Below are 20435 nucleotides of genomic sequence, written 5' to 3' on the forward strand. Positions count from 1 at the left end.
TCCGGGTCCGTGGTGCAGGGCGAGTCGGTGGTCCGCCGGCGCCCGGTTCAGGTCCGGCCGTGCAGCGTGAGGTCGACGACGAGGGCGCGGTGGTCGGTGCCGGACAGGCGCAGGAAGCGGGTGCCGGTCGCGGTGAAGTCCGGGGAGACCAGCACGTGGTCGATCTGGGCGCCGACGACGGAGGCGGTGCGGGACGGCCAGCTCGGGGTGCGGTCGTGGCCGGTGAGGCGGGCCGCGTCGGCCAGGCCGGCGTCGAGGATGTGCCGGAAGGCCGCGTGGTCCTGGGAGGCGTTGAAGTCGCCGGCGAGGATCGTGGGGGTGCGGGTGCCGGCGGCGGCGAAGGCGCGCAGCCGGCCCAGTTCGCGGCGCCACGGGCCGAGCTGGTCCGGCAGCGGGGGCGCGGCGTGGGCGAGCTGGAGGCGTACGGGGTGGCCGCGGACGTCGGCCACCGCGCCGGGCATGCCCATCGTGCCGGGGACGCCGGCGGCCGGGGTCAGCGGGAAGCGGCTGAGGAGGAGCGAGCCCTTGGAGCCGTTCTGCTCGACGACCCGGCGGTGCGGGTAGGCGGCCGCGACGTCGCGTTCCAGGGTGGCCCGGCAGCCGGACTCGCATTCCTGTACGAAGACCACGTCCGGGTGCCGGTCGCGCAGGACCGGGACCAGGGCGGGGGTGGCGCGTCCGTACTCGACGTTGGCGGTCAGGACGCGGAGCCGGGCGAGGGGTGGGCCGCCGGGCTCGGTGATCCTGCCGTACGGCTCCAGGTACCAGGCGAGCAGGCCGAGGGCGGCGACCGCCCACACCAGGCCCGGCCACCAGCGGGCGAGCAGCGCGCACAGCAGGGCGGCCGCGGCCGGTGCGAGCAGCCAGGGCAGGAAGGCGAGCAGCTGGGGTACGGGGGTGATGCCGTCGGTGTCGGCGACCCGGCAGCCGACGACCGCGCTCACCCCGGCGAGCAGCAGCCCGGCACACCAGGAGCCGAGCCTGCGTCCGGGGTGCTGGGTCACGCGGGCGAGCCTACGGCCGGCCGTCCAGTCGCGCCAGGAAGGCGGCCAGGGCCCGGTTGAACTCCTCGGGGCGTTCCAGGTTGGGCAGGTGGGCCGCGCCCTCGATGACGTGCAGGGTGGAGTCGGGGAGGGCCGCGTGCATGGCCTCGGCGTCGGAGACGGGTGTGTAGGTGTCGTCGGCGCCGACCACGACGAGGGCGGGGACGGTCACCCGGGTCAACAGGTCGCGGTAGTCGGGGCGTTCGGCCCGGCCGCGCAGGGCCGCGGCGGCGCCCTCGGGCGAGGTGGCCGTCATCATGCGGTGCACATGGGCCTTGACCTCGGGGTCGGCGTAGGGGGCGACCATCTTCTCCAGCACCTCGTCGGCGTAGCCGCGCATGCCCTCGGCGAGCAGCCTCTCGGCCATGGCGGCGCGGCCCCGGCGGCCCTCGGGGGTCTCGGCGGCGGGGAAGGTGTCGGCGAGTACCAGGCCGCGGATCCGGTCGCCGAGGAGGTCGTGGCACTCCATGACGATCTGGCCGCCCATGGACAGGCCGGCCAGCGCGAAGGTGTCCACGCCGAGGTGGTCCAGGAGGTCGGCGATGTCGCGGGCGTGGCGGGAGAGCGGGACCGTGCCGGGGGTGACCGGGGAGGCGCCGTAGCCGCGCAGGTCGGGGGCGATCACCCGGCGGCCGGCGGCGAACTCCGTCAGCTGCGGCTGCCACATCGTGCGGTCGAAGGGGTGTCCGTGGACGAGGACGAGGGGAACCCGGGAGGAGAGTCCGGGGTCTTTGTCCTCGAATGCGAGGAAGGGGGGCATGGCCACGACCCTAGGGCGCCCCGTCGTTCGGTGCAATAAAATCTTTGCCCTCGGTGCAATCCAACGCATCGGAGAACAGGGGGAGTTGTGGACGACTACCGGCGCATCGCCGACCGGATCGCGGCCGACATCACCGGCGGACGGCTCCGGCCCGGTCAACGGCTGCCGCCGCAGCGGGCGTTCGCGCGCCGGCACGGCATCGCGCCCTCGACCGCCGGCCGGGTGTACGCCGAACTGGTACGCCGGGGACTGGTGGTGGGCGAGGTCGGGCGCGGCACGTTCGTGCGGGCCACCGCGCCGGACGGGCAGCCGGGGATCGCCCTGACCGAGGCGGCCGGCGCCCCGCTGGTCAACCTGGAGCTGAACTACCCGGCCGTGCCCGGCCAGTCGGAGCTGATGGCCCCGGCGCTGGCCCCGCTGCTGCGGCCGGACGCGCTCGGCCAGGCGCTGCGGCCGGCCGCAGCCGCGGGCACCCCCGAGGCCCGGGCGGCGGTCGGCGCCCTGCTCGCCCGCAGCGGGCTGCCGGCCGCCCCCGAGCGGATCCTGTTCACCGGCAACGCCCGGCAGGCGATCGCCGCCACCCTCACCGCCCTGGTCCGGCCCGGCGGCCGGATCGGGGTGGAACCGCTGACGTATCCGCTGGTCAAGGAGATCGCGGGGCGTCTCGGCCTGGTCCTGGTGCCGCTCGCCACGGACGCGGAGGGGCCCGTGCCGCAGGCGGTGGCCGACGCGCACCGGGGCGCGCCGCTGTCCGCGCTCTACCTCCAGCCGGCCCTGCACAACCCGACCTCGCTGACGACGAGCGCCGGGCGGCTGCGGCAGCTCGCCGACTGTGTCCACAGGCTGGGGATACCGGTCGTCGAGGACCGGATCTGGGCCTTTCTGAACCCCGGCGGCACGCCTCCGCTCGCCGCGCTCGCGCCCGGCCTGGTGCACCTCGTCGACAGTCTGTCCAAAAGGGTCGCGCCCGGTCTCACCGTCGGCTTCACCGTCGTACCGGAGGACCGCGTCGAGGCGGTGGCGCGGGCCGTGCGGTCCGGCGGGTGGAGCGCGGGCGCCTTCGCGCTGGAGGCGGCCGTGCGGTGGCTCGGCGACGGCACCGTGGACCGGCTGGTGGCCGCCAAGCGGCAGGACGCGCGGCGGCGCCAGCGGCTGGTCGCCCGGAAGCTGGCCGGGTTCGCCGTACGGTCCGATCCGGCCGCCTACTTCGCCTGGTGGGAGCTGCCCGCGCCGTGGCGGGCGGACACCTTCACGGCCGCCGCGCGGGCGCACGGCATCGCCGTCACCCCGGGTACGGCCTTCTGCGTCGACCCCAGCCGCACCCCGGACGCGGTCAGGCTCGGGCTCGGGTCGGCGCCGGAGCCGCAGCTGGCGCGGGCGCTGGAGACCCTCGCCGGCGTCGCGCGGGACGGGGCAGCCGCAGGTACCGGGTGAGCCAGGCGGCGAGGGCCACCGCCAGACCGAGGCCCAGCAGCAGCCAGGCGGCCGAGCGCAGGGTGCCGGTCAGGGCGTCGTAGACGGCGCCCGCGGCCGGGTGGGACACCCCGGCCGGCAGGTCGGCCAGGGTCAGGCCGCGGCCGACGTCGAGGGCGAGGACGAGCAGGGCGCCGCCCAGGGCCGTGCCCAGGGCGGTGGCGGCGACCGCCCGGCGCCGGCGCACGGCGAGCGCGATCCCGCCGGCGGCGAAGGCGACGGCCGCGACCGGCAGCCAGAAGCCGGCGACTTCGAGCACGTGGAATCCCTTCCGGAGGGTGGCCAGCCGGTCCGCCGGGAGCACGGCGACCGCGGTGTGCTCCACCGGGATCCGGGCGGCGAGCGGTACGTGATCACGGGTGAGCTGGCGTTTGACCTGGGCGGTGACGGGGGCCAGGTCGACGGTGACGGCGCGCTCGTCCTCCGCGCGCAGGGCGCGCAGGACGGCGTCGTGGGTGACCCGGTTGCCGGTGTCCCAGGCGAGCCGGAAGGCCCGGGTGTGAGTGAAGGAGCGGACCGCGTCGTGCACGAACGGCCGCACCGAGCCGCGGACCGGGCGGACGTCCAGGTGCTCGTCGACCGCGCGAAGGAGGCCGTCGCCGACGGTGTCCACGACGGCCTCCCGCACGTCCGGGTCGGCGGCGAGCGGCGCCATCGTGGTCACGTACCGGCCCGTGTCGGCGAGCCCGTACGCCGCCCAGGCCGCCAGCGCGCCGAACGGCACGAGGAGGCAGGACAGCGCGATCAGTACGGCCGACAGGGCGCTCCTGAGGCGTGGGGGCACGCTTCCAGGCAAGGCCCCCGGGGGCCGCCGCGCGACCGGGAGGACTGCGTTCGGGGAACGGATGCGCCCCTTCGGGGGAACCGGGCTGTGCGCCCTCCGGTGGAGGGATCACCCGAACGGGTGTTTCCTGGTGCTGGGGAGGAAGAAGTGGCCGATGTGCACCACTCGTGGTGCTGGCCGAAGGGAAACAGGGGAAGAACAGGGGAGCGCGTGGGCTCCGGCCGCCCGGCCGGGGCCCACGCGCACGGCGGCAGCGGGTGCGGCGTGCCGCTCAGCGGATCCGGCGGCCGGACGCGTCCTCGCGGATGTAGTAGCGGTAGAAGACAACGACGAAGGTGATCGCCGCCCACAGCAGACCCATCAGCGCCGAGCGCACCACGTCGTTGTGGGGGCCCTGGCCGGCGCCCTGGGTGGTGAAGAGGCTGCCGATCTGGCTGTAGGCGAAGCCGTACGCGCAGCCGACGAACGCCGCCCACGACAGCGCGTGCACCTCCCGCGGCAGCCGCGGGCCCAGCGTCAGCAGGGCCCAGCACACCACCGCGAACACCAGCGCGCTGACGAAGCCGAGCAGCAGGTTCCCGCCGGTGACGGGGCCGCCGTCACGGTCGTTGGCCGCGACCCAGTAGCCGTAGACGAGCCCCAGGACGACCGGGACGGCCACCCGGGCGAGCTTGTGGGTCCGGGCGTCGAAGACGTCGGGTGGACGCGCCATCACGTCGGACGACCGGCGCTCCACCTCGGGCGTGCGGCCGGGCCGGGACAATCCACCGGGCGTGGGTGCCGCTTGAGCCATGAGAGCACTCCTCTCTCCTCGCCCTGATCCGCCCCGCCTGCGGGGCACGCCTCCAGGGCACACCGGGGGACACGGCCTGGCAAGTCGGCCAGGAGGGTGACGAGTGCCCGGATGCGTGCGGTTGTCTCCCGTGGTTCGCTGAGGGGCATGGAGGTCCGGCTGCCCGTCGTGACGGACATCGAGTACGGGCGGCGCCGGCCGCTGCTGCGGGTGCGCGGGCGGAGCATCTCGTGGCTGCCGCCCCTGCTGCTGCTCGTCGCCGTCATCCTGCTGGACTTCAACACCGGCGAGCACTTCCGGATCGTCACCTGGATCGTCCTCGTCCCGGGCACCGCCGCCGCGATGTGCGGGGTGTGGACGACGGCCGCCTACAGCGTGGTCGCGCTGGTCACGTACGTCCTCGTGGACAACGCCTGGCCCGCCGAGTACCAGGCGGGGCTCGGCGACTTCGTCCTGGTCGCCCTCGGCGGCGTGCTCGCCACGCTGGCCGCCGCGGTGCGGATGCGGCAGGAACGGCAGCTGCTGCGCGTCCAGGACATCGCCGAGACCACCCGCCGCACGGTGCTGCGCCCGCTGCCGTCCGGGTGGGCCGGCCTCGACCACGCCGGGGTGTACCTGGCCGCCGACGTCGACGCCCGGGTCGGCGGCGACTTCTACGACATCCAGCCCGGCCCGCACGGCGCCCGGGTGCTCGTCGGTGACGTGCAGGGCAAGGGCCTCGGTGCGGTGGAGGCCGCCGCCGCGCTGCTCGGCACGTTCCGTGAGGCCGGCTACCACGAGAAGGACCTCACGACCGTCGCCGAGCGCCTGGAGATCCGGATGCTGCGGCACCGCGCCCACACCGCCGCGCTCGGGCGGGCCGACGGCGACCGCTTCGCCACGGCCGTGCTCCTCGCCTTCCCCGAGGACAGCCCCGGCGTGGTCGACGTGGTGAACTTCGGCCACGAGCCGCCGCTCGCGGTCGGCCCGCACGGGGTCCGCGAGCTGCCCTGCGGCGACGGGCTGCCGCTCGGCCTCGCCGACCTCTCGGGCGGCCTGCCGCCCGTCCACCGGGTGCCGCTGGCCGCCGACGAGACGCTGCTGCTGGTCACCGACGGCGTGACCGAGGCCCGCGACCGCCCCGGCGCGTTCTTCGCCCTCTCCGACGAGGTGTCCCGCGCCGTCCGCGCCGACCCCACCCGCACGGAGCCGCGCCGCTTGGTCCGCCAGGTCCGTGACGGGGTGCTACGGCACTGCGGGGGCCGCCTGGAGGACGACACGACGATCTTCGCGGTGCGCAGGGCGGGGGCGGGTTGAGGCGGGAGGGGCACGGACGGTGCGTTGCGCGCCGGGGGTGAGGTGGGACGGGGGTGGGTGGATTGCCGGGGTGCGCGGGGGCTGAAGAGGTGTCGGACGTTCGGCGGAGACGGGGTCAGGGCGTCGGGGGTTTCGTGGCGTGGTGTCAGGGGCGGGGTGGGTGTGCGGAGTTGTCGGGGGCGGTGGGTCACGTGCTCGTACCGGGGGTGTTTGCGGTACTGAGGCACCGGTTTGCAGCAGCAGCGGTTACGGTGCTGGCTGGAGAGCGGATCCACGGGGCCTCGGGTCCGGAGGTTCACGGGGTCCACAAGGTGACATGGGGGAGGCACGATGCCCGGAACCGTGCTGCTGCTCGCGGCCTCGCCGCTGGGCCGGGGGCGCCTGGTGGACGCGGCCGGAGTGCTGCCGGTGCTGGCCGCCGTCGCCCCCTCGGTGCTGTCCGGCGCCGACACCGCGAACGTCGTCGAACTCGCCGACCCGCTGGAACCGCAGGCCGTCCTCACCCGGCTGCGGGCCGCCGCGGCCTCTCCCGGGCCGCTCACCGTGTACGTCGTGGGCCAGTTGCACCTGGACCGGCGCCAGCAGCAGCCCCACCTGGCCCTGGCCCGCACCACACCGGCCACCCTCCGCTACACCGCGCTGCCCTGGCACTGGATCCGCGAGGAACTGCGTCTGCGCTCGGCCACGGACACCGCGCTCTTCGTCGACCTGCACGCCGACGCCGAGGCCTGGCGGCACATCACCGAGCGCGGCCTCGACTCCGGCCGGAACACCGCGGTCTACGGCCGCATCGCTCCGGCCACCGGGCGGCGGGGCCTGGCCGAGCCGGCGTACATGAAGACGGTGGCCACGCTCCTGCGCAGCGGCCACCGTCCCCCGCTGGGCGTTCTGCACGAGCAGGCGGTCGGCCGCATCCCCGAGGAGGCGAGGGGCAACCTGCTGCTGGCCGACCCGGGGGGCTATGTGCCGGGGGGCCCGGTGGTGGGCCTGGCCGGCGGTTTCGCGCCGGTGGCCGGGATGAACGGTGTGGCGCCGGGTGCCGGGATGAACGGTTCGGTGCCGGGTGCCGGGGCGAACGGTGTGGCGCCGGGTGCCGGGATGAATGGTGCGGTGCCGGGTGCCGGGATGAATGGTGCGGTGCCGGGTGCCGGGATGAATGGTGCGGTGCCGGGTGCCGGGATGAATGGTGCGGTGCCGGGTGCCGGGGCGAACGGTTCGGTTCCGGTGGCCGGGACGAGCGGTGTGGCGCCGGGGGCCGGTGCGGGCGGCTTCGTGCCGGGGCCTGCGGCCGGGAGCCCTGCGCCGATCGCCGCGTACGGCGGCCGGGCACCGGGCGCCGAGGCCGGAGCCCTCGTGCAGCAGGCCGTCGCCGAGGCGTTCGCGCCGGGAACCCCGCACGGCGGGACCCCCACAGAGTTCGCTAGCAGCGAGCCTCCGCCCGGTGCGCGGGCAGGCTTCGGCGCCCAGGTACCGCTGTCGGGCGGGTTCGTCTCCGAGCCCGTGACCGCAGCGGAGCGGATCCCGGCAGGATCCCCTTCGGGCCCCCGGACCGGTGGAGCGGAGGCCGCGGATGGCAGCCCGGTCACGACGTCGGGCGGGGCAGTGTTCGGGGTGGATGGCGAGGGGATCCGTTCGAGCGGCCCCGACCCGGAACCCTCCTCCGGCAGAACCGGCAACGCCACCCTCACCCCCCGTGCCGCCGAAGCGACCCCGGCTCCCCGCACCGGTGAGACCACCTCCACACCCCGTACCGCCGAAACCCCCCTCGGCGACCCCCACGCCGGTATCAGTGCCGCCGTGCAGGAAGGGCGGCACGGGGATGCCGAGGAGATCGCGGCCCGGTTCGAGGCGGAGGCTGTGCGGGTGTACGGGGTCGCGTCCGAGCAGGCGTTGCACTGGAGCGAGGTGCGGGCCGATCTGGCGATGCTCGCGGGGGACGCGGTGCGGAGTTGCCGGACCTGGCTGGCTGTGGCGGAGACGCGGCTGGGCGCCGGGCAGGCGGGGGACGCGCCCGCCGTGGAGGCGGCCGTGGACCGGGCGCACCACCAGTGGACCCGTATCGACGACACGGCGCGGGCCCGTGAACTCGGGCCCGCGCTCGCGGAGTTGCGGCTGCGGGTGCCGGGCCGCCGGCGCGGCGCGCTGGAGAACGTCCAGCGGCAGCTGCGTCGGCTCCAGGCGGCCCGCTAGCGCTTACCGGGTGAAGGTCAGGTACTTCCAGGCCCCGTGCGTCGTGGAGTTCACGGTGTCACCGGAGGCGCTGTTGATGTACGACGACCGGACCCGGAACCGCCAGCCCACGTCCTCGCTGTGGTTGCCGGTGATGCTGACCCGGGAGACCCCGTCGGAGCCCAGCTTGAAGTACGCGGGGTCGCCCGGGTACCAGCGGCCCTGGTAGTACACCTCGAACTCGAACTTCTGCACCCGGTCCGGGTACCACGGCATCTTGGTCGTGACCAGCGGGTTCTTGTTCTTGTGGAAGAAGTAGTACGTGTGTCCCCATGCCGGCTTCGCCTTGTAGTGGTTGGACAGCGACGTGGAGATGCTGACCTGCGCCCCGACCGTGCTGGCCGCCGACGCCGGCTTGTAGCGCGAGTCGCCCGCGAACTTCGCGGTGACCTTGGTGTCCCGCTTCAGGTCCAGGGTGACCGACAGGTTGCCGTCGGAGTTCACCTTGCCGGTCTTCACCCGCTTGTTCGGCTTGTCTGGGCCGAACGGGTCGGCCCAGATCTCCACCGTGCGGTTGGAGTACGTCTTGCCGAGGTGCGCGGTGAACTTGACGTCCTTGCCGTACGCGTAGACCTTGCCGTTGTTGTTGATCGTCAGCGTGGCCTTGTCGCGGGAGACCTCGACGGTGTCCGAGCCGGAGCCCGCCGTGTGGGCGGCGTCACCGGCGTAGGCCACCGTGTACTTCACCTTGCCGCCGGACGGCGGGGTGTCGGTGAAGGAGAACGTGCCGTCGGCCCTGGTGACCGCCGCGGCCAGCGGCTTGCCCCTCGGCGACTCCAGGTCGGTGCGGGTCACGGTCAGCCTGGTGCCGGCCGGGACGGCCACCTTGGAGGCGACCTTGCCCTTCACGGTGAGCTTCTTGCCGCGGGTGGCGGTGGCCGGGGCGTCCACGGTGACGGTGGTGGCCGCCTTGGTGGGCGCGTCGAGCACACGCAGGGAGAACACGCCCTGGCTGTTGCTGGTCACGGCGAACAGCCGGGAGCCGTCGGCGGCCCAGGCCAGCCCGCCGCGGGCCAGCAGGTCGGAGCCCGAGGACGTGCCGGTGTTCGGGAAGTCGTAGGTGCGGACCGGCTCACCGGCGCCCGGCTTGAAGATGTAGACGTCCGGGTCGTAGGAGCCGGCGATGCCGGCCGCGATCACCCCGTCCGGGGCGATCGCCACGGAGTTGGGGTAGGCGTCCGTGACGTACTTGCCGTCCTCGTTGAGGTCGGAGGTCCGGAACACCTGCTGGTAGTAGGGCGCGCCGCTGGCCACCACGACGTCCTTGCCGTCGGGGGTCACCTGGAGGTCGCCGAGGTTGTCGCCCGCCTCGCGAGTGCTCGCCACCTTGGTGGCGGCGCCCGACCTGACGTCGTACGAGGCCAGTTCGACCGGGCTCTGCCCGACCGCGCCCGCGACGAGCGTGTCCGAGCCGGGCGCGGCGTCCAGCAGCGGCGCCGAGTACCAGTCGCCGTCCTGGCCGAGGGTGACCGTGTGGTCCTGGGCGGCGAGGTCGACCGAGCCGATGTTGCCGGCGCCGGCGCCGCCGTAGCCGAACCACAGCTTGCCGCCGGCGAGGGCGACGCTGAGCGGCTTGTCGCCGACCGAGTAGTTGGCAACCCTGGTGTAGGTGGCGGTGTCGTAGACGGCGATGGCGTCGAGGTCCTGCACGGCCGCGTAGAGCGTGCCGGAGTCTGCGGACAGCTCCAGGCCCGTGACGCCGTACAGGTTGGCGGTGAGCTGCTTGACGACCTTGCCGGCGAAGTCGGTGACGACGATCTTGCCGTTCAGCGGGTCGCTGATGAAGACGTGCTGGTGGACGGAGTCCACGACGATGTCACCGGTCTGCCGCACCGGCAGTGGCTGGGTGGAGTCGGCGGATGCCGGGGCGGCGGCGAGGGCCGCGGAGCTGAGGAGGACCGCCAGGGTGGTGGCGGTGGTGAGAGAGCGCTTGCGCACGCTGATTCGAACCCCCCGGAACGAATGAAAGATGGGGAGCCGCAAGGGCACGGCGAACGTGAGCCCCCTGTGCATGAGCCGTGTGCCTCGTGCGGCGAGTGTGCAAAGAGTAGGTCATGGCCCTGACAGCGCTGCCACCGGGTTTTGTGAATTCCCGGACAACGGCGGAGGGGTGTCGTTACGCTCTGCGACAGACCGATTGCAGGGGGTGTCTCGCTTCATGGTCAACATCCGTCCGCTCGACCCCAGCGCCTCTCCGTTGGACTACTTCGGCTCGGAGCTGCGGAGGAAACGGGAGGAGGCGGGGCTCACGCAGAAGGAACTCGGCGCGATCGTCTTCTGCACGGGCTCGCTGATCGGCCAGATCGAGACGACCCTGAAGGTGCCGACGCGGGAGTTCGCCGAGCGGGTGGACGCGGCGCTGATGACGGACGGGTTCTTCTCCCGGTTGGTGGGGCTGGTTCTGCGGAGCCAGTTGCCTACGTGGTTCCAGCCTTTCGCGGAGATGGAGGCGAAGGCCGCGTACATCTCGACGTATCAGGCCCAGATGATCTACGGCCTGTTGCAGACCGAGGCGTACGCCAGTGCCGTGCTGGCGACGGGTGTGCCGGACAAGATCGATGAGCTACTGGCGGCGCGCATGGAGCGGCAGCGCATCCTGGTTCGCGAGCAGCCTCCGCTGACCTGGGTCGTCCTGGACGAGGCCGCTCTGCACAGGCCGATCGGCAGCCATGAGGTCATGCGTGACCAACTCGCTCACCTGTTGAGATTGCGTGAGCACAAGTCCGTACGCATCCAGGTGCTGCCGTTCGAAGCCGGCGAACACGCCAGTCTCATCGGGTCGTTCAGCAGTCTGCGCTTCGATGATCACCCTGACCTCATCTACACGGAGGACCTGATCTCGGGACACATGACGGCCAATCCAGACACCGTCAGGGAAGCAGCCTTTCGTTACGCTCACTTGCAGGCCTCCGCCCTCTCCGTAGAGGATTCGGCGGCACTGATCACCCGCGTGATGGAGGAACGCTATGGCCATACAGGACCTGACGAACGCGCGGTGGCGTAAGTCCTCGTACAGCGGCAACACCGGCGGCGAGTGCGTAGAAGTCGCCGATCTCCCCGCCCTCGTCGCCGTCCGTGACTCAAAGCAGCCCGACTCTGGACACCTCGCTGTGGCTCCCGAGGCGTGGGCCGCCTTCCTGCGGGCTCTGTAGGTCCGCCGCCTTCGCCGGGCCGGCGTTCGCCGCGAGGAGGAGGGCCGCGGCGGCGATCACCGCGGCCGTTACCGCCCTCCGTGCGGTGGGGCGTGCGTAGGGTGCGGATGTACGTCCGGACACGGCGACCTCGCAACACAACAGCGGCGTGTTAAGCGTGCTTAATTCGCCGTTTAACCTAGGGGCTGCCCGTGTCAACGGCAAGAGGCACCTGGGGTGTTGGGGGGAGCACAGGGCATGGAGGAGCGGGACGACCCGGAGGTCATCGGGCGGCGGGTGCAACGGCTGCGCACGCAGCGAGGGCTTACTCAGCGGCAGTTGGCGGAACCGGCGTACACGCCCGCCTACATCTCCACCCTGGAGGCCGGCCGGGTCCGGGCCTCCGAAGAAGCGTTACGGCACATCGCCGGCCGGCTCGGCGTCGCCTTCGAGGAGCTGGCCGTCGGCCGGCCCGCCCACCTCGCCACCGGACTGCGGCTGCGGCTCACCGAGGCCCAGCGGGTCCTCGCCGACGGACGGGCCGAGGAGGCCGCCGCCCAGTACGGCGTGCTGCGCGCCGAGGCGGAGGCCCACGCGCTCGGCTGCGTACAGGCCGCCGCACTGCTCGGGCTCGGCGAGTGCGCCCTGGTGACCGGGGACCTGACCGAGGCGCGTCAGTACTTCGAGCAGGCCGAGGAGCGGCTGGCCGGCAAGACCCTGCCGGCCCGGGTGCCCGCCGTCCGCGGCCGGGCCGTCGCCCACTACCTCGCCGGCGAACTCCGGTACGCGGTCTACCTGCTGGAGTCCACCCTCGACGAGCTGAACCGAGGCGGACTGCACGACCCCGACGCGCTGCTGCTGCTCTACGCCAGCGTCATCGGCCCCTACATGGACATGGGCGCCCACGCCCGCGCCGCCCAGGCCGCCGAGTTCGCCCTCGCGCTCGCCCCGCAGGCCGGCGACCCCGCGCTGATCGCCCGGATGCACCGCTCGGTCGCCCGCACCCTGCTCGCCGAGGGCCGGGTCGCCGAGGCCGACGCCTCCCTGGCCAAGGCGGCCGAGATGTACCGGCAGCTCAGCCTGCGCACCGAGCTGGCCAACTGCCACTGGATGCGCGGCTACGTCTACGCCCAGAACGGCGAACTCGACCGCGCCGAGACGGAGTTGCGGCAGGCGCACACCATGCTGTCGGAGACCCGGGCCGCCCTCTACCGCAGCCAGGCCGCCGTCGAGCTCGCCGACGTGCTGCACCGCCGGGGCAGCTCCGCGGAGGCCGCCGTCCTCCTGGAGGGCGTCCTCGGCGACTTCTCCTCCGAACGCGGCGCCGTGCACGCCGCCGCGGCGCACCGCCTGCTCGGCATCATCGCCGAGGACGCCCGGGACACCGAGGCCGCGGAGGAGCACTACGTCCGCGCCCTCAGCCTCCTGGAACGCGCGGGCGCCGCCGGCGACCTCGCCGACCTGTGCCGCCTCCTGGGCGACCTGCTGCGCCGCACGGGCCGCATCGAGGCCGCCCTGGACGCCTACCGCACCGGCCTGGGCCACCGCACCGCCCCCGGCACCACCACCCTGGGACCGGCCCCGGCCCAGCCCCCGCTGTGACCCTCAGACCTGCGCCCGCCCCTGCCTGCGGATGTCCGCCAGGCGCAGTGCGCCGATCTGCACGGCGGCCTGCGTCGCGTCGTTCGGTACGTCGCCGAGCCCCGCGTTGGTGAGCGCGAAGGCGTCCTCGCCGACCCGGACGGCGGCCAGGTCCATGGTGAGCAGGTACTCCTGGTCGTCCGGCGTCGTCGTGGCGAGGGTGACGCGCAGGCCCTGCCGGGCGTCCCCGACCTCCGGCAGCGGGGCGTCCACGACCCGGACGTCCTCCACCAGCCCCAGTTCCGTGGTGGCCGTGAACCGCGCGCACTGCACCGGCAGCGTCCGCAGCCAGGCCAGCACGGCGTCGACGTCCGCCGGGCGGCGGGCGGCGATCTGGTAGCGGAGCTGGGCGTCGGTGTCGGCGTCGTCCAGGCCGACGGCGACCCGGGCCGGGGCGCCGAGGGGTTCGTCGCTGTACAGCGCGTCCAGCAGCCGCTGGCACTCCCCGACCGAGGTGTGCGTCTTCAGCAGCCCGTCGCGCCAGGTGGCCGCGCCGCTGGTGGCCGTCCAGGGGGCGCCCAGGTCGGCCTGGTTGATCAGCGCGGCCTGCGCCTGCTCGTCGCTGAGCGTGGAACCGTCGGCCCGCGGGGACGCCTTCGCCGTCCGGCTCGGCCGGTCCACCGTGGGCAGCGGGTACGGGGCGCTCGCCGGGTGGTTCAGGGTCAGTGCCGCGCAGCCGCCGACGACGAGCAGGCCGGTGGCGAGCAGGGAGAGGAGGACGCCACGGGGGACGCGGTCGGGTATCTCTCGTATCGCGGGGGACATGGTGCCTCCTGGGCTGCGTGCGGCCGGCGGGGTGCCTGATCTCACGGCACCACCGGCCCGGGCGGCCCACCAGCGCTCCGCGCCGTACGGGTGAGGGACCGGCGGAAATCCCGTGGCGCGCGGCGTACGGCCCCGGTACCGTCCCGTCCATGCAGCGCGCCCACCAGTGCCCGTCGAGCACGACGACGCCGGAGACCGTCCCGGCGCGCTGACACCTGAGCAGCTACCGAGCCCCGGGGCGAACGCCCCGGGGCTTCGTCGTGCGCCGGGGCGTCCGCCTCCCTCACCGAGGAGACCCGGATGACCGACCAGAGGAACGACCGGAAGGGCGGGCAGCGGCCCGACCACCGCCGGCTCGGCCGCGAGCTGAACCTCTTCGACACCGACCCGCTGATGGGCGCCGGACTGCCGTACTGGCTGCCCGACGGGGCCGTGGTCCGGCACACCCTGGAGGAGTACGTCCGGGACGCCGAACGCCGGGCTGGCTACCGGCACGTCTACTCGCCCGCCCTCGGCAAACGCGAGCTGTACGAGATCTCCGGGCACTGGGACCACTACCGCGACGACATGTACCCGCCGATGCCGCTCGGCGCCGAGGAGGTCGTCCTGCGCCCCAGCCTCTGCCCCCACCACGCCCTGATCTACCGCTCCCGCTCCCGCAGCCACCGCGAACTGCCGCTGCGCATCGCCGAACTCGGCGCCATGCACCGGGCCGAACCGTCCGGCGTGCTGGGCGGCCTGACCCGGGTCCGCGCCATCCACCTCAACGACGCGCACATCTTCTGCACCCCGGACCAGGCGGTCGACGAGGCCCGCGCTGCCCTGGAGCTGATCGCCCGCGCCTACGCCGACCTCGGCATCGAGGCCGTACGCCACCGCCTCTCGCTGCCCGGCCCGGGCGGCAAGTACGTCGCCGGCCCCGAGCTGTGGCGCCGGGCGACCGACCTGCTGCGGGAGGTCCTCGCCGAGGCCGGGGTGGCGTACGAGGAGGCGGCGGGCGAGGCCGCGTTCTACGGCCCGAAGATCGACGTGCAGATCACCGACCCGGCGGGCCGCGAGTCCACCCTGTCCACCGTGCAGATCGACTTCCACCAGCCCGCCCGCTTCGGCCTGCACTACATCGGCGCCGACGGCGCGAAGCACCGGCCGGTGATGGTCCACCGCAGCATCATCGGCAGCGTCGAACGCGCCGTCGCCCACCTCCTCGAAGCCCACGCCGGCGCGTTCCCGGCCTGGCTCGCCCCCGTCCAGCTCGCGGTGCTGCCGGTCGCCGGGGAACACGTCGAAGCGGCCGCGGCGCTCGTCCGGGGGGCGCACGCGCTCGGCCTGCGCGCCGAACTCGCCGGACCGGAGGAGGGCACCCTGGGTGCCAGGGTCCGCGCGGCCCGCCTGGTGCCGTACCAGGCGGTGATCGGCGCCCGGGAGGCCGGCGCCGGGCTGGCCGCCGTACGCCTGCGGGACGGCCGCCGCCCCGGGGCGCTGCCGGTGCCCGACCTGCTGCGCCGGATCACCGAACGGGTGGCGGCACGCGGCCCCGCGCTGTGGGACTGACGGGCCCGCCGGGCCTTGCGGGGGATGCCCGCAGCCCTGGGCCGAGCCGCGGCCCGGCTGCGGGACCGGTCGCGGCGGCCCGGCCTGATCTATCGTCGGCACAACGGAAGGAGTCCGCCGTGACCGGTCAGCCCATCCCCGTGATCATCGACTGCGACACCGGGGTCGACGACGCCCTGGCCCTGCTGTTCGCCGTGCGCCACCCGGGACTCGACCTGCGGGCGGTGACCTGCGTGGCCGGGAACACCGACGTGGACGGGGTGGTCCGCAACACCCTCACCGTGCTGGAACAGGCGGGCGCCCCCGACATCCCGGTGGCGCGCGGCGCCGAGCGGCCGCTGCTGGAGCCCGCCCGCCCGGCCCCGGTGCACGGCGCCGACGGCATGGGCGACCTGGGCCTGCCCGCGCCCGCCCGGACCGCGGTGGCCGTCGACGCCGTCACCCTGCTGCACCGCGAGATCCTCGCCTCCCCGCGCCCGGTCACCCTCGTCCCGACCGCGCCGCTGACGAACATCGCACTGCTGCTGCGCACCCACCCGGAGGTGACCCGGAACATCGAGCGGATCGTGTTCATGGGCGGGGCGGTGAGCACCGGGAACGCCACCCCGGTCGCGGAGTTCAACGTCTGGCACGACCCGGAGGCCGCGGCGATCCTGCTCACCGCCGGGGTGCCGATCACCATGTACGGCCTGGACGTGTTCCGGCAGGTCGTCGTGGACAGCGCCGAGGTGCACCGGCTGCGCACCAGCGCCGAGCCCGGCACCCGCCTGGCCGGCGAACTGCTCGCGCACCGGCCGGCCCACCAGGGCGAGCCGCCGGAGGCGGAGGAGGCGGGCGGTCTCGGCGACGCCGGCGCGGTGTGCGCGGTCGCCGACCCGGCGGGCATCACCACCCGCCTCCTCCCGGTCGAGGTCTCCCTCGCCCCCGGCCCGACCCGCGGCCAGACCGTCGTCGACCGCCGCCCCCGCCTGGGCGAGTCCGAGCTCCACGAGGGCGGCCGCGAACGGGCCCTGGTGGACGTGGCCCTGGAGGTCGACGCGGACCGGTACGTGAAGCTCTACCTGGAGACGGTGCGCCGCTGACTACTCGGCGGCGGTGGCGGAGGCCGTCCAGCGCTCCTCGACCCGGGCCAGCCGCCAGTACGCAAGTGCCGCCGCCCACACCACCACGAACAGGCCGACGATGAGGTAGCCGACGTTGTCCAGGTCGAGGCCGGCGATCCAGCCGGTGACGTCGTCGTGCAGGCCGAACTTCTCGTGCAGGACGCCGACCAGTTCGATGGTGCCGATGAGGAAGGCCACGGCGATGGACAGGCCGGTGATGGCGAGGTTGTAGAAGACCTTGCGGACCGGGTTGGAGAACGCCCACTGGTAGGCGAAGTTCATGAACGTGCCGTCGAGCGTGTCGAACAGGCTCATTCCGGCGGCGAAGAGCAGGGGCAGGCAGAGGATCGCGTACCAGGGCAGCCCGGCCGCCGCGCCCGAGCCCGCCATCACCATCAGCGTCACCTCGGTGGCCGTGTCGAAGCCGAGCCCGAACAGGAAGCCCAGCGGGTACATCTGCCCCGGGCGCGACACGGACCTGGTGAGCCGGCCGAGCACGCGGTTCATGAACCCCCGTGAGTCCAGGTGCTGCTCCAGCTCCTTCTCGTCGTACGCCCCCGCGCGCATCGCCCGGAACACCTTGAGGATGCCGACCAGGGCGACCAGGTTCAGGGCGGCGATGAGATACAGGAACGTCCCGGAGACCGCCGTACCGAGGAAGCCCAGCACCTGGTGGGTGGTGGACCCCTCGTCCGTCACCTTTCCCGCCAGCGAGGTGCCGCCCGCGATGAGCAGCGCCAGCAGCACGACGACACTGGAGTGCCCCAGCGCGAACCAGAACCCCACCGACACCGGCCGCTTGCCGTCGGCCATCAGCTTGCGGGTGGTGTTGTCGATCGCGGCGATGTGGTCGGCGTCGAACGCGTGCCGCATGCCGAGGGTGTAGGCGGTGACACCGAGGCCCACCCCGAACACGTCGGTCCCCACCTGGTAGTGGCGGGGGGCGACCAGGAGGTACAGGATGCCGAAGGCGACGACGTGCAGGGCGACGATCACCGCCATCAGCCCCACCGTCTTGACGGTGTCCTCGCGTCGCCAGCGGAAGGACGCGGCATCGGCCATCGGGTTCACGCTCCAGCACCTCGTGGATCACTTCGTGACGCGCCGTGGCCGGTCTCCTGGCTTACGGGTGCACACGCCCGCCGCCCCTGCCTTCCCGGTCGTACGACCAGTGGCCCGGCGCATGCCGGACGGAACGGGAACTCCCCGATCACAGTGGCGAGGGCCGCGTCGACTTCCCATCGACTTCCCGAACACCACGGCCCGCCCACCGTAGGCGGGCACGCGGTTTCCTGCATAGCCGCGCACCGGCGCGGGTCGGCAAGATCACAAAGGCGGTGCGCCCTTCGCCGGCCCGGGCGCGTGGCGCCGTAGCGCGCGTTCCCTTTCCGGGCAAGGTGGACGGGGTACAGATTCCGTACCGTCGTCCGTCTCCCTGGGAGCCCGTATGGCAGACCTCTCGCCGGACCTCTCGTCCAGGAACCCCGACTGGTGGCGGCAGGCCGTCATCTACCAGGTCTATCCGCGCAGTTTCGCCGACGCCGACGGTGACGGGCTCGGTGACCTGCGGGGCATCGCCGAGCGGATGGACCACGTGGCCGCGCTCGGCGTGGACGCCCTGTGGCTGAGCCCCTTCTACCCCTCCGAACTCGCCGACGGCGGCTACGACGTCATCGACCCGCGCGGGGTCGACGAGCGCCTCGGCACGCTGGACGACTTCGACGCCGTGGTCGCCGAGGCGCACCGGCTCGGGCTCAAGGTCGTCGTGGACATCGTCCCCAACCACACCTCACACCTGCACCCCTGGTTCCAGGAGGCGCTGCGCGCCGGGCCCGGCTCGGCCGCCCGGGAGCGCTACGTCTTCCGGCCGGGGCGCGGGGCGCACGGCGAACTGCCGCCCAGCGACTGGCAGTCGGTGTTCGGCGGCAGCGCCTGGCGGCGGGTGCCGGACGGGGAGTGGTACCTGCACCTCTTCGCACCGGAGCAGCCCGACCTCAACTGGGAGAACGAGGAGGTCCGCGCCGACTTCCGCACCACCCTGCGGTTCTGGTCGGACCGGGGTGTGGACGGTTTCCGCGTCGACGTCGCCCACGGCCTGGCCAAGGACCTCACCGAGCCGCTGCGGGACGTCGGCGACATCGGTGCGACCGGCGAGGAGGCGCTGCCCCGGGTGGCGCCGGGCAGCCACCCGTACTGGGACCGCGACGAGGTCCACGAGATCTACCGCGACTGGCGCAAGGTCCTCGACGCCTACAGTCCGCCCCGCACGGCCGTCGCCGAGGCCTGGGTGCCGGGCGCCCGCCGCGCCCTGTACGCCCGCCCGGACGAGCTGGGCCAGGCGTTCAACTTCGAGTACCTGGAGACGCGCTGGGACGCCGAGGAACTGCGGGACGTCATCACCGCCTCGCTGGCCACGGCCCGGACCGCCGGTGCCTCCGCGACCTGGGTGCTGTCCAACCACGACGTCGTACGGCACGCCTCCCGGCTCATGCTGCCGCCCGGCACCGACCCGGCCGCCTGGCTGCTCTCCCACGGCACCGCGCCCGCGGTCGACCCGGCGGCCGGCCTGCGCCGGGCGCGGGCGGCGACCCTGCTGATGCTGGCGCTGCCCGGTTCGGCGTACCTCTACCAGGGCGAGGAACTCGGCCTGCCCGAGGTCGCCGACCTGCCCACCGAGGTGCTCCAGGACCCGATCTGGGAGCAGACCGGCCATGTCCGCAAGGGCCGCGACGGCTGCCGGGTGCCGCTGCCGTGGACGACGACCGGACCGTCGTACGGCTTCGGGCCCGGGGCGGGCTGGCTGCCGCAGCCGGCGTCGTTCGCGGCGTACGCCGTCGAGGCGCAGGCCGGCGCCGAGGGCTCCACGCTGGAGCTGTACCGCACGGCGCTGCGGCTGCGCCGCAAGCTGCTGGAGGGGGAGACGCTGGCCTGGACGCCGGACGCGCCCGCCGGCGTGCTGGACTTCGCCCGCACCGAGGGCTGGCGCAACGTCACCAACCTCGGCGCGGACCCGGTCCGGCTGCCGCCGGGCGAGATCCTGCTGGCCAGCACTTCCCTGCCGGCGGACAGGACCCTCCCGCCGGACACCACCGTGTGGCTGGCCTAACCCCCCGTCGGGCCCGGGTTCGGGCTCGCCCCCGCAGCCGGGGCGCCGCCTCCGACGATGCCGCTGATGTCCACCGGGGTGGAGGTCGCGGTCGGCGGCGGGGTGAGCACCACCTCCGGCTGGCCGGGGGCCGGGGCCGGCGGGGTCAGGTCCGAGTTGGGCAGCTTCGGCGGGGTGGTCTGCTGGAAGAGGGTCTGGTCGAAGTCGACCAGGCCCGTCTTCTCCATCACGGTCATGTGGTCGAGCACGGTGTCGTTGGCCTGGTCGGCGAGGGCCCGGATCAGCGAGTTCTTGGTGGTGGAGCGGATCTTCGCGATCGCGTTGAAGATCGAGCCGTGCGTCATCCGCAGGATGTTGGCGAAGTCGGTGTCGAACTGCTTGCCGGTGTCCGACTTCAGCGTGTTCACGAAGCCCTGCTGCTGGGGGCTGGCCACGTTGGGCAGCGTGATGTTCAGCATCGGCGCGATCTTGCGGCAGGTGGTGTCCAGGGCCGCGTGCCCGTCGATCAGGTGCTGGCTGGCCGTGATGACCGACTTGGAGCCGCCCTTCTGCAAGCCGATCTGACCCACGGGGTACTCCCACAGTCCCGCTGCCCGCACCTTCACCACGAAGTCCCGGTCCTGCTCGGTGAGCGGTCCCCACTGGGTGTTGGCGATGACGCGGTCCTGGGCGGTGGAGACCTTGTCCAGGCCGAGCATGCCCGGGTAGGCGAGGGCGGTGAGGGTCAGGGCCATCGCACCGCCCACGAAGAGCGTTCCCG

17 protein-coding genes, 2 pseudogenes and 1 riboswitch are annotated in these 20435 nt (G+C 73.7%); of the genes and pseudogenes, 10 read left to right on the forward strand and 9 right to left on the reverse strand.

Features of this window, described 5'->3' with window-relative positions:
- Positions 1-47 precede the first annotated feature (47 nt).
- The gene (locus S1361_RS20830) at positions 48-1004 is read right to left on the reverse strand and encodes an endonuclease/exonuclease/phosphatase family protein (RefSeq protein WP_208033323.1); all 957 of its coding nucleotides are present in this window, start codon (positions 1002-1004) and stop codon (positions 48-50) included.
- A gap of 10 nt (positions 1005-1014) precedes the next feature.
- Positions 1015-1803: an alpha/beta fold hydrolase gene (locus S1361_RS20835; RefSeq protein WP_208033324.1), complete on the reverse strand. Its 789-nt coding sequence runs from the start codon at positions 1801-1803 to the stop codon at positions 1015-1017.
- An 87-nt stretch (positions 1804-1890) separates the two neighbouring features.
- Here S1361_RS20835 and S1361_RS20840 point away from each other — a divergent pair, with 87 nt between their 5' ends.
- The gene (locus S1361_RS20840; protein WP_208033325.1) at positions 1891-3237 is read left to right on the forward strand and encodes an aminotransferase-like domain-containing protein; all 1347 of its coding nucleotides are present in this window, start codon (positions 1891-1893) and stop codon (positions 3235-3237) included.
- Here the strand turns inward: S1361_RS20840 and S1361_RS20845 are convergent.
- Complete coding sequence (locus tag S1361_RS20845; protein WP_208033326.1) at positions 3137-4060, reverse strand: hypothetical protein; 924 nt, start codon at positions 4058-4060, stop codon at positions 3137-3139. The genes S1361_RS20840 and S1361_RS20845 overlap by 101 nt on opposite strands.
- 271 nt (positions 4061-4331) lie before the next feature.
- Positions 4332-4853, reverse strand: a complete 522-nt coding sequence (locus S1361_RS20850) for a hypothetical protein (RefSeq protein ID WP_208033327.1) — start codon at positions 4851-4853, stop codon at positions 4332-4334.
- Between the two features lie 147 nt (positions 4854-5000).
- On the opposite strand from S1361_RS20850, the gene S1361_RS20855 reads away from it, so the two are divergent.
- The 3 genes and pseudogenes from S1361_RS20855 to S1361_RS20865 form a co-directional block, all read left to right on the forward strand.
- Positions 5001-6149: a PP2C family protein-serine/threonine phosphatase gene (locus S1361_RS20855; RefSeq protein ID WP_208036697.1), complete on the forward strand. Its 1149-nt coding sequence runs from the start codon at positions 5001-5003 to the stop codon at positions 6147-6149.
- Positions 6150-6479: 330 nt separating this feature from the next.
- Positions 6480-7142 (forward strand): annotated as a pseudogene (locus S1361_RS20860) (hypothetical protein); the annotation flags it as partial.
- Positions 7143-7880: 738 nt separating this feature from the next.
- A pseudogene (locus S1361_RS20865) lies at positions 7881-8339 on the forward strand (hypothetical protein); the annotation flags it as partial.
- Between the two features lie 3 nt (positions 8340-8342).
- Here the strand turns inward: S1361_RS20865 and S1361_RS20870 are convergent.
- On the reverse strand, positions 8343-10316 hold the full coding sequence (locus tag S1361_RS20870) for a YncE family protein (RefSeq protein ID WP_208033328.1): 1974 nt from the start codon (positions 10314-10316) through the stop codon (positions 8343-8345).
- Positions 10317-10536: 220 nt separating this feature from the next.
- On the opposite strand from S1361_RS20870, the gene S1361_RS20875 reads away from it, so the two are divergent.
- Together S1361_RS20875 and S1361_RS20880 are read left to right on the forward strand one after the other, a co-directional pair.
- A complete protein-coding gene (locus S1361_RS20875; protein WP_208033329.1) occupies positions 10537-11382 on the forward strand; it encodes a helix-turn-helix domain-containing protein in 846 nt (281 codons plus the stop codon).
- Positions 11345-11530, forward strand: coding sequence for a DUF397 domain-containing protein (locus S1361_RS20880; RefSeq protein WP_208033330.1), 186 nt, complete (start codon positions 11345-11347; stop codon positions 11528-11530). The genes S1361_RS20875 and S1361_RS20880 overlap by 38 nt, the downstream gene beginning before the upstream one ends.
- On the opposite strand, the gene S1361_RS40345 is transcribed toward S1361_RS20880, so the two are convergent.
- A complete protein-coding gene (locus S1361_RS40345) occupies positions 11459-11653 on the reverse strand; it encodes a hypothetical protein (RefSeq protein WP_425086958.1) in 195 nt (64 codons plus the stop codon). The two genes, S1361_RS20880 and S1361_RS40345, sit on opposite strands and share 72 nt — an antisense overlap.
- A 114-nt stretch (positions 11654-11767) precedes the next feature.
- On the opposite strand from S1361_RS40345, the gene S1361_RS20885 reads away from it, so the two are divergent.
- On the forward strand, positions 11768-13111 hold the full coding sequence (locus S1361_RS20885) for a helix-turn-helix domain-containing protein (protein ID WP_208033331.1): 1344 nt from the start codon (positions 11768-11770) through the stop codon (positions 13109-13111).
- Positions 13112-13114: 3 nt separating this feature from the next.
- Here S1361_RS20885 and S1361_RS20890 read toward each other — a convergent pair whose 3' ends face one another.
- On the reverse strand, positions 13115-13915 hold the full coding sequence (locus tag S1361_RS20890; protein WP_208033332.1) for a hypothetical protein: 801 nt from the start codon (positions 13913-13915) through the stop codon (positions 13115-13117).
- Between the two features lie 300 nt (positions 13916-14215).
- Between S1361_RS20890 and thrS the strand changes: the two genes are divergently transcribed.
- Positions 14216-15466 carry a threonine--tRNA ligase gene (gene thrS / locus S1361_RS20895; protein WP_208033333.1) on the forward strand — a complete coding sequence of 417 codons (1251 nt, stop codon included), beginning with the start codon at positions 14216-14218 and terminating at the stop codon, positions 15464-15466.
- A gap of 119 nt (positions 15467-15585) precedes the next feature.
- Positions 15586-16548 carry a nucleoside hydrolase gene (locus S1361_RS20900; protein WP_208033334.1) on the forward strand — a complete coding sequence of 321 codons (963 nt, stop codon included), beginning with the start codon at positions 15586-15588 and terminating at the stop codon, positions 16546-16548.
- On the opposite strand, the gene nicT is transcribed toward S1361_RS20900, so the two are convergent.
- Positions 16549-17631: a Nickel transporter NicT gene (nicT, locus tag S1361_RS20905; protein WP_208033335.1), complete on the reverse strand. Its 1083-nt coding sequence runs from the start codon at positions 17629-17631 to the stop codon at positions 16549-16551.
- Positions 17632-17660: 29 nt separating this feature from the next.
- Positions 17661-17845: riboswitch (cobalamin riboswitch) on the reverse strand.
- 171 nt (positions 17846-18016) lie between these two features.
- Between nicT and S1361_RS20910 the strand changes: the two genes are divergently transcribed.
- Positions 18017-19675 carry a glycoside hydrolase family 13 protein gene (locus S1361_RS20910; RefSeq protein ID WP_208033336.1) on the forward strand — a complete coding sequence of 553 codons (1659 nt, stop codon included), beginning with the start codon at positions 18017-18019 and terminating at the stop codon, positions 19673-19675.
- Here the strand turns inward: S1361_RS20910 and S1361_RS20915 are convergent.
- A complete protein-coding gene (locus S1361_RS20915) occupies positions 19672-20421 on the reverse strand; it encodes a DUF4142 domain-containing protein (RefSeq protein WP_208036698.1) in 750 nt (249 codons plus the stop codon). The genes S1361_RS20910 and S1361_RS20915 overlap by 4 nt on opposite strands.
- Positions 20422-20435: the final 14 nt, after the last annotated feature.

The organism is Streptomyces cyanogenus (assembly GCF_017526105.1).
GTDB classification, from domain to species: Bacteria; Actinomycetota; Actinomycetes; order Streptomycetales; family Streptomycetaceae; genus Streptomyces; species Streptomyces cyanogenus.

Coding starts and splice junctions, on each gene's coding strand:
- S1361_RS20875 (WP_208033329.1), top strand. CDS start 10,537: ATGGTCAACATCCGTCCGCTCGACCCCAGCGCCTCTCCGTTGGACTAC.
- nicT (WP_208033335.1), bottom strand. CDS start 17,631: ATGGCCGATGCCGCGTCCTTCCGCTGGCGACGCGAGGACACCGTCAAG.
- S1361_RS20880 (WP_208033330.1), top strand. CDS start 11,345: ATGGCCATACAGGACCTGACGAACGCGCGGTGGCGTAAGTCCTCGTAC.
- S1361_RS20910 (WP_208033336.1), top strand. CDS start 18,017: ATGGCAGACCTCTCGCCGGACCTCTCGTCCAGGAACCCCGACTGGTGG.
- S1361_RS20835 (WP_208033324.1), bottom strand. CDS start 1,803: ATGCCCCCCTTCCTCGCATTCGAGGACAAAGACCCCGGACTCTCCTCC.
- thrS (WP_208033333.1), top strand. CDS start 14,216: ATGACCGACCAGAGGAACGACCGGAAGGGCGGGCAGCGGCCCGACCAC.
- S1361_RS20885 (WP_208033331.1), top strand. CDS start 11,768: ATGGAGGAGCGGGACGACCCGGAGGTCATCGGGCGGCGGGTGCAACGG.
- S1361_RS20850 (WP_208033327.1), bottom strand. CDS start 4,853: ATGGCTCAAGCGGCACCCACGCCCGGTGGATTGTCCCGGCCCGGCCGC.
- S1361_RS20890 (WP_208033332.1), bottom strand. CDS start 13,915: ATGTCCCCCGCGATACGAGAGATACCCGACCGCGTCCCCCGTGGCGTC.
- S1361_RS20855 (WP_208036697.1), top strand. CDS start 5,001: ATGGAGGTCCGGCTGCCCGTCGTGACGGACATCGAGTACGGGCGGCGC.